This window comes from Enterococcus sp. AZ095b, from assembly GCF_051714725.1.
In the GTDB taxonomy this organism is placed as follows: domain Bacteria; phylum Bacillota; class Bacilli; order Lactobacillales; family Enterococcaceae; genus Enterococcus_B; species Enterococcus_B pernyi.
In genome coordinates this window covers 388,082-400,643 of the sequence record NZ_JBIOSL010000001.1, presented here as the reverse complement: position 1 = coordinate 400,643, position 12,562 = coordinate 388,082, and the positions used below count along the sequence as shown (strand labels likewise).

The following is a 12,562-nucleotide window of genomic DNA, read 5'->3' as shown; positions in this document are numbered from 1 at the left end:
GTGCAAAATGAAATCCAATGTCGAAAAAATGATTGCTGGTGAGGTCTATCGTCAAGATGAAGAATTATTGCAGCTTCGTTTGGTCACGAGAGATCTCCTTTATGAATTCAATCATATCCATCCTCGAAAATTATCTGAGCGTCAGCAATTGATCAAAAAAATGTTCAAGCAAACTGGGGACAAACTCTTTGTTGAACAACCCTTTCATTGCGACTATGGAATCAACATCACCGTTGGAGAAAACTTTTTAGCCAATAATAATTGCACGTTACTTGATGTTGCTCCGATCACGATTGGTAAGGATGTCTTACTTGCTCCAAATGTGGGGATCTACACAGCCGGCCATGCCTTAGATCCTGTTTTACGTCAAGAGTACCAAGCAGAATTTGGGGCGCCTGTTACGATCGGCGACAACGTCTGGATCGGTGCAAATACATCCATACTGCCCGGGGTGACAATCGGTGATCATGTAGTGATTGGAGCTGGAAGTGTCGTCACGAAGGATATCCCAGCTAATTCTTTAGCAGTAGGAAATCCTTGTCATGTGGTGCGAACATTCAATAAAAAGGATCGCACCTATTATTTCAAAAAACTGCGTTATCCATCAGAATATATAATTTCTGAAACCGACCTACCTAAAGGAGAGTAAACCAAATGGCAAATCGAATGATTTTAAATGAAACATCCTATCATGGAAAAGGGGCTATTGCAGCTATCCCAACGGAATTTCATGCCAGAAATTTCAAAAAAGCAGTGGTGATCACCGATAAAGAGCTGCATAAAATCGGTGTCGTAGCAAAAGTCACCACCTTATTAGATGAGGCAGAGATTGCTTATGAAATCTACGACGGTATCGTACCTAATCCAACGATCGAGAATGTCAAAGAGGGCGTGACTTTCGTTCAAGAAGCAAAAGCGGATGTGATCCTGGCAATTGGCGGAGGTTCGCCGATAGACACAGCCAAAGCCATTGGAATCATCGTAACGAATCCAGAGTTTTCTGATGTCCGTAGTCTAGAAGGTGTGGCAGATACAAAACATCCAAGCTTGCCGATCTTAGCTGTTCCGACGACTTCTGGTACGGCCGCTGAAGTCACGATCAACTATGTGATCACTGACAAAGAGCGTTCTCGTAAATTTGTATGTGTTGATCCTCATGATATTCCAATCGTTGCCTTTGTTGACAGTGATTTGATGATGGGCATGCCGAAAGCCTTGTGTGCGGCAACTGGGATGGATGCGATGACTCATGCTATCGAGGGATTGATCACGAAAGGTTCATGGGAAATGAGTGATATGTTCCATCTCAAAGCCATTGAGATCATCGGTCGTAGTTTAGCCGATTCCGTGAATGGTGATCCAAAAGGTCGAGAAGATATGGCTTTAGGACAGTACCTTGCAGGAATGGGTTTTTCAAATGTTGGTTTAGGTCTTGTGCATGGAATGGCTCATCCATTATCCGCATGGTATGACATCCCCCACGGTGTCGCTTGCGCTGCCTTATTACCAACGGTCATGAAATACAATAAAGAGTTTACAGGCAATAAATATCGAGAAATCGCGAAGGCACTGAACATCAAAGACGCAGAATCTCGTTCCATCCAAGATATTCGTGATGCCGCTTGTGAAGCGATTGACGCTTTATCGAAGAAAGTTGGCATCCCTGCGACGATCTCCGAACTAGGTGTCAAAGAAGCGGATATTGCAAAAATTGCTGAAGATGCGTTCAATGATGTCTGTACCCCAGGAAATCCAAGAGAAACGAACGTGTCAGAGATCATTGACATCTATCAAAGCTTGATGTAAGTTTATCGACTCTCTTGTTGTTACGACTTGACTGATCAATTAAAAATGGTTCTCTTGGTTTGTGAATAACGACCAAGAGAACCATTTATTTTAATATAGAAAATTTATTTCATTAAACCATCAACGTGTACATACCTACTGCGACGATTGCACCAACCATTGGTCCTGCAATCGGTACCCATGAATAACCCCAGTCAGAACCACCTTTATTAGCGATTGGTAAAATCGCATGAGCGATACGTGGACCTAGATCACGAGCTGGATTGATCGCATATCCTGTTGAACCACCTAGTGATAACCCGATAGCTAAAATCAATCCTCCAACAGCAAAGACATTTATTCCACCCGCAAATTCTGTTTGGCCAAATGCCAATAGTCCTAAGACTAAAACGAACGTACCGATCAACTCTGTAATAAAGTTAGCAGGATAGTTGCGGATGGCTGGTCCAGTCGCAAAGGTTCCTAAGATTGCCCCTTGATCCTTTGTTGCTGACCAATGTGGCAAATAAGATAACCAAACAAGTACCGCACCGACGATTGCACCTAGTAATTGCGCGATGATGAATGGGAAAACCAAATTCCAACCGATTGCCCCTGTCATTGCCATCCCAAGTGTCACCGCAGGATTTAAATGAGCGGGTCCCATGAATCCTGAAATAAATACTGCCATCGTAACAGCCATTGCCCAACCAAATGCAATGACGATCCAACCGGAGGCTTGCGCTTTACTTTTGTTTAAATTCACTGCTGCACATACGCCGTCCCCTAAAAGGATCAAAATCATCGTTCCAATAAATTCCCCCATGATTTGGGTCATGTCTGCATTCATTTTATTTTTCTCCTTTCAGGTCACGTAAGTCTGACTCAGCGATCAGTTGCTCTAAATGTTGTGTTTCACGTTCTTTTTCTTCGTCTGTCCATTCAAAGTATGCAGCAATCGCATCAATGATCGGTTGTTTGATGGCATCTAACTGATCTCTTTCAAAAAGTAGATGGTTGGTACGGCGAATCAAATAGTCACCTGGAACTAAGACCATTTCGTTTTCTAATCCGTAACGCAGACGCGCAGATTCTGCCAAAGTCAATCCTGGATAAGGATTCATTTCTTTTGCTAATTCAAAGATGTGTTTCGCATTTGTTCCATAGAAATCTGCGATATATGCAGCATCTTTTTCATCAAGACCTGCTTCCACACCGATTTTTGTATATTCTTCGACCATTTCTTCTTGTTTCGTCGGATCAAAATCGCCGCCTGAGATCGAATAAGTCTTGGAATCAATCTCTTTTATAGTTACACCATACTCTTCTTGTAACAGTTGACGGATCAATTTCATCGCGCCTTCTGCCATTTTGCGATAATCGGTGATTTTACCACCAGATAAAGTAACTAGTCCATCTGGTTCACGTTCTAATGAACTACCGCGAGAAACAGTGGATGGTGCTTTTTCATCACGACTACTTTCTAAATGATTCAACACATCTTCGACTTCTACTCGTGATACCTTGCTTTCTTTGTAATCCGTCACCGTATCAACGACTTTACGGAAACTTTTATCAGAGATCGAACCGTTATCACCACCGTTGTAGTCAGAACCAGCATTGCCGATCAATAACGGACGTAATCCTGCCCAACTTGATTCGATATCAGCCAAAGTGATATTTGCTTCTGGATAACGATGATTGATCACGTCTAGTAAGTAATCCACATCTTCCTGTGTTACTTGAGGGTCTGTAAAATCGCCTTGGTAATCGGTATCTGTTGTCCCAAAATACGTTTTGTTTTCACGAGGAATCGCAAAGACCATCCGACCATCTTGTTTTCCTGTATCGAAATAAGTAGGCTGTGGCACAGGCAGTTTCTTCGCGTCTACTACTAAATGGACGCCTTTTGTCGGACGCATTTTTGGTGAGATCGCACGCTTGAAGTTCAGGTTACGGATCTTGTCCACCCATGGTCCACTTGTGTTGATCACTACTTTTGCTCGGATCTCAATGACTTCATCACTTAACAAATCACGCGCTTTGACTCCGATGATCTGGTCACCTTCATAGATAAAACCGGTAGCTTTCATTTTGCTGACCAGATATGCTCCGTCTTCTGCCGCTTTTTTGATATTATCGATCACTAAACGGGAATCATTATTCCGGAAATCCAAGTAAACACCGGCACCTGTTAAGCCATCTTTTTTAAGAAACGGCTCACGTTCAAGAACTTCTTCAGGTGTCAACGTATAGTTTTCATACTTCGTTCCAGTTACTTTTGCTAATTTATCATAAAGATCCATCGCTACTTTTACAGAAAACATATTGAATGTCGTTGCGCCTTCTCCTTCATAAATCGGCAATAACATCGGATCTGGTTTAGGGATATGCGGTGCCACTTGTTGTACCACTGCACGTTCGCCTACTGTATCTGCGACCACTTCAACGTCAAACGTTTTTAGGTAACGAATCCCCCCATGAACTAACTTGGTTGAGCGTGAAGAAGTTCCTTCTGCAAAATCCTGCATTTCGATCAAACCGGTTTTAATACCTGAAGCAGCTGCTTGGATTGCTACACCTGCACCAGTGATTCCGCCCCCAATAATCAAAAGATCTAATTCTTCTTGTTTCATGTGGTCAATGTTATCTTGTCTTGTTTTTTTTGAAAACATCTTGTGTTCCCTCCCTTTACTCAAATGCTTGAGTTGCTTTCACTGCTTTTTTCCAACCAGTGTAAAGTTTTTCTCTACGCTCTTCTGGCATTTCCGCCTCGAAGATTTTACCAGCTTCATAAAACTCACGAATTTCATCCGTATCTTTCCAGTAACCAACTGCTAATCCTGCAAGAAAGGCAGCACCTAATGCAGTGGTCTCCAAGTTACCGGCACGTTGGATCGGTACATTCAAGATATCTGTTTGGAACTGCATCAAGTATTCATTATTGGCTGCACCTCCATCAACTTTTAACACAGGAATCTGGATGCCGGTATCATCTTGCATCGTATCGATGATATCTCGAACTTGGTAGGCAATGGATTGTAATGTCGCCTTGATGATATCCTCTTTCGTTGTTCCTCGAGTAAGACCAAACATAGAACCACGTGCTGCTTGATCCCAGTAAGGAGCGCCAAGTCCAACAAAAGCAGGTACAACGTAAACTTCGTCATCACTAGTTGAACGTTTCGCTGCATCTTCTGAATCACTCGCTTTTTGTAGCATTTGCAGACCGTCACGCAACCATTGGATGGAAGAACCGGCAACGAAGATACTCCCTTCTAGCGCATAGTAAACCTTTCCATTTATTCCGTAACCAATCGTCGTCAACAGATTGTTTTTAGATAATTGTGGTTTTTCACCTGTGTTCATAACAATAAATGAACCTGTACCATACGTATTTTTGACCATTCCTGGCTCAAAAGCCATTTGACCGAATAAGGCCGCTTGTTGGTCTCCTGCCATCCCAGAAATCGGTGCTTCACTACCATAGAAGTGGTACCCTTGTGTATAACCGTAAACCTCTGAATTTGAGGTTACTTTCGGTAACATCACTCGTGGAATATTCAGTAGATCTAAGATTTCTTGATCCCAATCCAATTCATGGATATTGAACAACATTGTACGACTCGCATTCGAGTAATCGGTTACATGTGCTTGCCCATCTGTCAATTTCCAAACAAGCCAAGAATCGATCGTTCCAAACATCAACTCGCCTTTTTCTGCTCGCTCTTGTGCACCTTCTACATGGTCTAAGATCCAGCGAATCTTAGTAGCAGAGAAATACGCATCAATGACTAAACCAGTTTTTTCATGGAAAAACTCTTGGTGTCCGTCTTCTTTTAATTTGTTAGCAATACCAGCTGATTGACGCGATTGCCAAACTACAGCATGATAAATCGGACGTCCTGTATCTTTTTCCCAAATCACTGTTGTTTCACGTTGATTCGTGATACCAATACCGGCGATTTGTGTTGGCTTGATACCAGATTCAATAAACGCACCTGCGATAACTGATTGTACGGAGTTCCAGATTTCATTCGCATCATGTTCTACCCAGCTTTCCCGGGGAAAATATTGTGTGAATTCCTTTTGCGAACTACCGATGTGTCTTCCTTTTTTATCAAAGATAATCGCTCGTGAGCTTGTTGTCCCTTGGTCAATCGCCATGATATACGTTGATTCTGTCATTATGATCTCCTCCATTTTTGCAAACGCTTTCTTTAACTACTTTTATGGTACACCTATTTAAGGAGTAGAAACTGCCAAAAAAATAGCAATTCACTTTTTTTTTGACAGTTTTTTTAATTTTTGGCTTTTTTTTCTTGCTCGATTTTTTGCTTTAACCTTAAAATATCATAACTTGAAGCAAACTCCGATAGATAATAGTACTCTTGACCTTTTTTATCCTGATTGAAGGTGATCACAAAATCATAACTTTTTTCTGGTTGGACTTCTTCGATCACGATCCCGCTGATCCCCTTTAACTCTCGAATCAAGAACTGTTGGAAAGCAACCCGATAGATCGGTAATGATTGTAGATCAATGCCAATAACCACAGATTTTTCAATATAGAAATCGATCATCATCAAAATATTCGCGTATTGACTCATCAGATTATCCAAAACTTGATTGGTCAATTTTTTCATAGGAAGCTGTTCGACTGTCGTTTTTTTCAATCGTTCAAGTAATTGAGTCAACGAATCACCCAACATCCGTTGTTGTTGGATGAGTAAGTGTGGCGGATCATAGATGGTTAAATAGCCAGAAAAAAAGTATAACTCATTATTGATTTGTGCCAAGTGATACCCAATTGTTTTCTCTTCCTTGATTTTTAGACGCCTTGGTCGATAATGCCACAGCATGGTTTCTCGAATATACGTATCCAACACCGCTGTAGGTAACTTTTTGCTACGAGTCAACTCGTATTGATAAAATGTCTCTTCCTCCAGTACCGAGAAAGTAACGAGAAAACTATAAAACATCATCGACTCATACGCCGTAACATCAGCTGCTGTTCGACTAAGATATAAGGAAATCACCGGATGGATGGTCTGGTACAGTTGATCCTCTTGATATATTTCTTTTTTCTCTTTTGTACTAGAAAACTTCATCTTATCTGACAGTAACCTTTTCCGTGTAATACCGATCCATGTCGCAATTTTTGTCGATGATTGTGGGGAAAAAGTTGTATTCAACACATGCGCCAATCCTACTATCAACGGACGCTTATCTGGAGTATCTTGTAAATACTGTGGTCTTTGTGACTCTGGGAAAAATTGAAATAAGGAATAATAAAAATAACGGATCTGGAGCTCTTCTCCTTGGATTTGTCCATTCTTTATCTGTAGAGAGAACTCTTTCAATAGCTGATTCAATTCTTTGGTTTTTCTAAAGACAGAGGATTCACTGATCGTAAAAGCTGTTGCCAAACGAACACTTGAAGCTTGTTGGTGTTCAAGAAGATACGTCAAGATCTGATATTTCACGCTTTGTTGTACCAAAAAAAGCATGATTTTTTCTAAACTCGTATGCTCATCTAATTCAAGGACGACTTGAAATTCATTTTTTCGGACAGAAATCTTTGTTTTCATCATACGACCGATCAATTCAAGGTCTTCGATATATTGGTCGAAGGCAGATTTTGATAATTTCACAGAGGAGCGCAACTCATTGATTGAAGCGGAACCACCTTCTAATACAAGCATTCGTAAAATCTCAATTTGGATTTGCTCTTTTTTTTCTAAAAATTCTTCAATCTTCATCGAAAGAATCAACCACCTTTACAAGAGCTGTTGGCGCTCGATACTCTGGTTGAAAGAAGAATTCGCGCGCTTCCAGGTCTGCGAGTGTCCATCCTTCCTCAACTGCTAAAGTCAGTCGGTCTAAAAGATAGAAAATAACTGCTTGGCTATGACATTGCGCGCCAATCAGTTTTCCTTCTTCCGTCAATAGCACTTTTATTTGGATCAACTCCTGATTCGCAGCAGAAGCTCTGGTGGTTAAATATTGTGTGTTGATTTCCCCAGCATAAAAGATACTTTCGCTTTCTGTTAAACCGACACTCCCAAAATAATGTCCGAACCAGTGATTACCGATTGGACGATACGTACCTAAATCCTTCTTTTGTTGCCCACTGATATTTTTACTGGCGATCTTCGCCGTTCGAATCGCATTGTTGACTAAAGACACGTACATCTTTTCTTGCGTTGGTCGATAGGTTACTTGGATGGCATCGCCAATAGCATAAATATTTTCCTGGGATGTTTGCAGGTAGTCATTTACCCAGATCGTCCCATCATCATTCAATCGCAAGGATTCTTCCCATAATTGATTATCTGGTCGGGTGTAATTTGCTAACAAGACTAAATCATACGTCTCACTTCTTTTTTCCGTGAAGATCTTTGTTTGTTCTGCTTCAATGATTTCTTGTACTTGTTCATTTAAGAAATATCGAATACCTCGATTGTTCAGCTCGCGATACAACGGCTTGATCATCTCTGGATCAAAATATCGGAATAAAACTGTCGATTGGCTTTCGTACAGATGAAGTTCTTTTCCCAGGTTCGCTAATCCTTCGATGAGTTCCAAGCCAACTTGCCCTGCACCGACCACTGCGATTTTTTTTGCATTTCCAATACGTTGTTGGAATTGTTGCGAAGTTTTAGGATCTTTGATTGTCCAAATCGTGTCGTTTTCTTGTGTACTAAAACGGAAGCGTTGTTGTGAGCCTGTCGCAATCACAAGAAAATCGAAAGACAATATTTCCCCATCATTTAATTGGATTTGGTTTTTATCGTTGTTTAGCGCAGTCACTTCTGTTTCTACCCGTACTGCTATCTGATGTTCTTGAGTCAATTGCTCTTTATTGATCCAATAATGATGGGCTTCTTCATGAAATTCCCCTTTTAAAATCAAATTGACACTATTCGGGATAAAACCTATCCGCGCTTGCTTCTCAATAATGATTATCTCACTTTCTGGACAGTCGTTGCGCAAAGAAATAGCTGTCTGAATGCCCGCAAATGAGCCACCGACGATTACGATCCTCATATGTTATTCTCCTCTTTTTCATCTATTATCCTTAGAGTATCATTTCTTAGAAAACGTTTCAATCAGTAAAGGGTATCGTGGTGGACGCTCGCTGGAAATAATCAGATAATCCCTTTCACTAAGCCACGCTATTGAACTAGAAGAACGAAAAAATTAGTTGAAACATCGAAGATAAAAACACAAGGAGCACTCGAAATTTGTTGGTTTTCGAATGTCCCTTGTGTTTTTGTGCGTATACACTGCCTGACTTATGCCACGCTTTCTGATCTTAGCTTTAAATTTTATAGCCAATGCCCCAAACAGAGGTGAACAATGACAACGCCCTCCACAATGCACAAATCACTCCCCCACAAAAACAAATCGAAACGAGTCAAAGTGGCGATGATGAGCAAAACAACAACGAGTAAACAGATTTTGATTGTGCCAATGATTTACTTGATCAAGCAGATGAGCCTGGGATTCTTGTGTCTATGAATGGTGATCAATTTGAACTAGAGATCACAAAATTTTATCAAAAAAATGAAGATGAAGAATCCTATGACATGGCCGTTTCCTCTGACGAAAAATTAAGCTTTACTATTACCAGTGAGATTGAGATTACATTCGTTATTTATGATGCACAAACTCAAAACTCTCGAATCGTTGAAGGCTCAAGAGCAGACTTACAGCTTGAAAAATCCGTCAATCTTTATGGTCAACAAGTTGGCGATACCTTTATTGCCACCAAAGTCATCATCATGCAAATCAATTAGATAGCTAGAAAAGCTGGTTGATTAGAAAAGAAAAAACTAAATGTACCACCCTTATACTTTAAAATCACACACCAATCTATCTTGATTGATACTTCGATCCTATCCAATTGTTTGGAGAATGATATGATCCCAATTGTCTAAGTTTTTCAACAAAAAAAGTGCTAGTAGAAAACAAGACTGTTTTCTACTAGCACTAAATATTAAAGAACTACTTTTTAGAAACACTACAAGCTTCTATGCTCTCTTTTTTTACACATCAGCACATCGATTATTAATTCGCTTGATTGATGGAGATATTATGCAGGTTTTCAACTAATGTTCGATGTTCACGAGGTCCGGTTGACTCTGGTGCTTGATCGAGCTGTTCGATCAAAGTCAATTCTTCTTCTGATAATCGGAAATCAAAAATGGCGATATTTTGCTTTATACGATCCACATGGACAGACTTAGGAATTGTGATAATCCCTAGTTGTGTTTGCCAACGTAGGATGATTTGTGGGACAGTTTTTTGGTATTTTTCAGCTAATTCCTTTAAAACTGGTTCATCAAAAATCCCATCTTTTCCTTGGTTGAAGGGACTCCACGCTTCAGTCACGACGTCAAAATGAGTGGCTGTTTCTCTTTGTTGTTTTTGTTGACGGTATGGATGTTGTTCGATTTGGTTGATCACTGGCTTGATCCGATGATTCAAAATCAAATCAGTCAAACGACCGGTTGAAAAATTAGAGACTCCGATTGCCTTTACTTTTCCTGCATCATAGAGTTCTTCCATGACACGCCATGCGCCATAATAATCATTGTAAGGCTGATGGATCAAGAAAATATCAATATAGTCTACCCCTAATTTTTGTAAAGAACGTTCGTACGCTTTGTATGCGCCCTCGTAAGAAGCATCAGTGACCCATAACTTGGTTGTAATAGTGATCTCTTCTCTTGGAATCCCACTTTTTTTGATTGCCCGACCAACGGCTTCTTCATTGTAATAAACAGCCGCAGTATCAATCAGGCGATAGCCAGCATTCAGCGCTTCTAAAACGACTTGCTCACATTCTTCTTGATCCCAGATTTGAAAGACACCAAATCCAAGTACAGGAATTGTCAATCCGTTGTTCAAGGTCCGTGTTTCCATCATTGATTTCCTCTCCAAACTCCACGTTATTTCGTCAATTCAGCAACGACTTTTTCTCCTAATAAATGTGCAGACTGTGGGTTTTGTCCTGTTAATAAACGCCCATCTGCATGAACAACTTCAGTAAAAGCTTTCCCTGCCTGATAATCGGCCCCTTTTTCCTTCAATGAATCTTCGGTTAGGAATGGTACGTTATTCGTTGTTCCATTTAATTCCTCTTCTTCATTACTAAAGCCAGTCACTTTACGTCCAGCTAAAATGGACTGTCCGTTTTCATCAACGACAGGTAATAAGCCTACGACACCATGACAAACCGCTGATACGATCCCATTATTTTTGTAGATCGCAGAACCAATCTCTGCTAATCTTTCTGATCCGGGGAAATCCCACATCGTTCCATGTCCACCGGCATAATAAATCGCTGTATACTCTGTTGGGTCCACTTCATCCGGACGTAACGTTTGCCCTAACGCACGATTACGAAAGTCTTCATCTTGGTAATAGGTCCAATCTACTTGGTCCATATCTAATATACTTTTTGGTTCCAATGGTACGTATCCGCCATTCGGGCTAACAAAATCAGCTTCGATCTTGTTTTTGACTAATACATCATAAAAATGAGTCAATTCACTTAACCATAAACCTGTTGGACGCTCGATATTGTCGTATTTTTCTACATTTGTCAAAACAATCAAAACTTTCATTTTTTCAGCTTCTTTCTTAGATATTGATGGTTGATCCATAGCGTTGATCAAGAAAATTATACAACGGACTTGGTAAATACAAGTCTTTGTATGCTTCAGAAAAAGGTTTCGTCACAAATTCAGCATCTCGACCTTCTAATAATTTGACTGCCCATTCAGGATCTACCAACATTTGTTGACCTACTGCTACGAGTTCCGCATGAGCTAACACAGACTCGACATCTTTGCGGTTACGGACATTCCCGACACCTACTAACGGGATTTTCCCTTGAATCGCTTCGTGGACATATTCAAGAATTGATTTTTCGTTGTAGGTCTCAGAACGAGCCACACGATCATATGTGTTCAATGAAACATGCAGATAGTCTAATTTCGTTTCACGTAATTGTTCCATCAACCAAATCGTTTCTTCAAAACGGATACCTGGTGTTTCAAATTCTTCTGGTGAAAAACGATAGCCAACAATAAATGGTTTGGTTGCGTGTGTTTCAACTGCTTGGAAGACAGATTTCAATAATTCTTCAATAAAATGATAACGTTTCTCTAAAGAACCACCCCATTGGTCTTCTCTACGGTTCGAATGAGGAGAAAAGAATTGTTGGATCAAGTAAGTATTCGCACCATGTAATTCTACTCCGTCAAATCCTGCTTCAATGGCTCTGCGTGTTGCTTCTCCAAATGCTTGGATCGTTTCACTAACTTCTTCATCACTTAATGCCCGAGGTGTTTCGGCAGCTGGACGTTCTGCCGGAATCGCACTAGCAGATACTGTTTGTTCTCCTGATAATGTCGCACGGCTTGTCATACGACCGCCATGGAAGATCTGCACGATTGCCTTGGCGCCTTCGCCTTGAATGGCTTGTGCTAACTCGCTTAGACGAGGAAGCATTTCATCATGGGCGATACTCAATTCCCCTGGCCAACCTTTACCGATGTCTTGCACATTTGCTGCACCAGTGATCACAGCTCCTAATCCTTTTGAGCGTTGTGCATAGTATTCGATCTCGTCTTTTGTGATTACCCCATTAAAAAAGCTAAGTTCTGTAGTCATTGGTGATAGCATCAACCGATTTTTCAGCTCACTACCTGATGGAAATGTGATTGATTCATTGAATTTTGCCATTCTTCTTCCTCCAATATGA

Annotated in this window: 11 protein-coding genes; 3 read left to right on the top strand and 8 right to left on the bottom strand. The window is 40.7% G+C overall.

The genetic code is table 11. From position 1 onward, the window contains the following. The first annotated feature begins 7 nt into the window (after window positions 1-7). Both IGJ99_RS01905 and fucO read left to right on the top strand, forming a co-directional pair. A complete protein-coding gene (locus tag IGJ99_RS01905; RefSeq protein ID WP_062805746.1) occupies window positions 8-649 on the top strand; it encodes a sugar O-acetyltransferase in 642 nt (213 codons plus the stop codon). A gap of 5 nt (window positions 650-654) precedes the next feature. Beyond that, the gene (gene fucO, locus IGJ99_RS01900) at window positions 655-1,806 is read left to right on the top strand and encodes a lactaldehyde reductase (protein WP_023519044.1); all 1,152 of its coding nucleotides are present in this window, start codon (window positions 655-657) and stop codon (window positions 1,804-1,806) included. A 112-nt stretch (window positions 1,807-1,918) separates the two neighbouring features. Here fucO and IGJ99_RS01895 read toward each other — a convergent pair whose 3' ends face one another. The 5 genes from IGJ99_RS01895 to IGJ99_RS01875 form a co-directional block, all read right to left on the bottom strand. After that, window positions 1,919-2,635 carry an MIP/aquaporin family protein gene (locus tag IGJ99_RS01895; protein ID WP_438747537.1) on the bottom strand — a complete coding sequence of 239 codons (717 nt, stop codon included), beginning with the start codon at window positions 2,633-2,635 and terminating at the stop codon, window positions 1,919-1,921. Window position 2,636: 1 nt separating this feature from the next. Continuing rightward, a complete protein-coding gene (gene glpO, locus IGJ99_RS01890) occupies window positions 2,637-4,460 on the bottom strand; it encodes a type 1 glycerol-3-phosphate oxidase (RefSeq protein ID WP_349520900.1) in 1,824 nt (607 codons plus the stop codon). A 16-nt stretch (window positions 4,461-4,476) separates the two neighbouring features. Further along, window positions 4,477-5,973 carry a glycerol kinase GlpK gene (gene glpK, locus IGJ99_RS01885; protein ID WP_034690589.1) on the bottom strand — a complete coding sequence of 499 codons (1,497 nt, stop codon included), beginning with the start codon at window positions 5,971-5,973 and terminating at the stop codon, window positions 4,477-4,479. A 113-nt stretch (window positions 5,974-6,086) separates the two neighbouring features. After that, entirely contained in the window at window positions 6,087-7,547 is a 1,461-nt protein-coding gene (locus IGJ99_RS01880; RefSeq protein WP_062805749.1) for a helix-turn-helix domain-containing protein, read from the bottom strand. Next, window positions 7,537-8,835, bottom strand: coding sequence for an NAD(P)/FAD-dependent oxidoreductase (locus IGJ99_RS01875; protein ID WP_096081347.1), 1,299 nt, complete (start codon window positions 8,833-8,835; stop codon window positions 7,537-7,539). Before IGJ99_RS01875 ends, IGJ99_RS01880 begins: the two co-directional genes overlap by 11 nt. Window positions 8,836-9,305: 470 nt before the next feature. On the opposite strand from IGJ99_RS01875, the gene IGJ99_RS01870 reads away from it, so the two are divergent. Further along, window positions 9,306-9,587: a hypothetical protein gene (locus IGJ99_RS01870; protein ID WP_349520894.1), complete on the top strand. Its 282-nt coding sequence runs from the start codon at window positions 9,306-9,308 to the stop codon at window positions 9,585-9,587. A gap of 271 nt (window positions 9,588-9,858) precedes the next feature. Here the strand turns inward: IGJ99_RS01870 and IGJ99_RS01865 are convergent, their stop codons facing one another. From IGJ99_RS01865 to IGJ99_RS01855, 3 genes are read right to left on the bottom strand one after another with little or no spacing between them, the layout of a single operon-like run. Continuing rightward, a complete protein-coding gene (locus IGJ99_RS01865) occupies window positions 9,859-10,716 on the bottom strand; it encodes an aldo/keto reductase (RefSeq protein ID WP_224434921.1) in 858 nt (285 codons plus the stop codon). Between the two features lie 26 nt (window positions 10,717-10,742). Then, the gene (locus IGJ99_RS01860) at window positions 10,743-11,420 is read right to left on the bottom strand and encodes a type 1 glutamine amidotransferase domain-containing protein (protein ID WP_224434477.1); all 678 of its coding nucleotides are present in this window, start codon (window positions 11,418-11,420) and stop codon (window positions 10,743-10,745) included. 16 nt (window positions 11,421-11,436) lie between these two features. Further along, window positions 11,437-12,543, bottom strand: a complete 1,107-nt coding sequence (locus tag IGJ99_RS01855) for an NADH-dependent flavin oxidoreductase (protein WP_438734933.1) — start codon at window positions 12,541-12,543, stop codon at window positions 11,437-11,439. Window positions 12,544-12,562: the final 19 nt, after the last annotated feature.

Excerpts from the sequence above, each read along its gene's own strand:
- IGJ99_RS01905 (WP_062805746.1), top strand. The coding sequence starts at position 8 with ATGAAATCCAATGTCGAAAAAATGATTGCTGGTGAGGTCTATCGTCAA.
- fucO (WP_023519044.1), top strand. The coding sequence starts at position 655 with ATGGCAAATCGAATGATTTTAAATGAAACATCCTATCATGGAAAAGGG.
- IGJ99_RS01895 (WP_438747537.1), bottom strand. The coding sequence starts at position 2,635 with ATGAATGCAGACATGACCCAAATCATGGGGGAATTTATTGGAACGATG.
- glpO (WP_349520900.1), bottom strand. The coding sequence starts at position 4,460 with ATGTTTTCAAAAAAAACAAGACAAGATAACATTGACCACATGAAACAA.
- glpK (WP_034690589.1), bottom strand. The coding sequence starts at position 5,973 with ATGACAGAATCAACGTATATCATGGCGATTGACCAAGGGACAACAAGC.
- IGJ99_RS01880 (WP_062805749.1), bottom strand. The coding sequence starts at position 7,547 with ATGAAGATTGAAGAATTTTTAGAAAAAAAAGAGCAAATCCAAATTGAG.
- IGJ99_RS01875 (WP_096081347.1), bottom strand. The coding sequence starts at position 8,835 with ATGAGGATCGTAATCGTCGGTGGCTCATTTGCGGGCATTCAGACAGCT.
- IGJ99_RS01870 (WP_349520894.1), top strand. The coding sequence starts at position 9,306 with ATGAATGGTGATCAATTTGAACTAGAGATCACAAAATTTTATCAAAAA.
- IGJ99_RS01865 (WP_224434921.1), bottom strand. The coding sequence starts at position 10,716 with ATGGAAACACGGACCTTGAACAACGGATTGACAATTCCTGTACTTGGA.
- IGJ99_RS01860 (WP_224434477.1), bottom strand. The coding sequence starts at position 11,420 with ATGAAAGTTTTGATTGTTTTGACAAATGTAGAAAAATACGACAATATC.
- IGJ99_RS01855 (WP_438734933.1), bottom strand. The coding sequence starts at position 12,543 with ATGGCAAAATTCAATGAATCAATCACATTTCCATCAGGTAGTGAGCTG.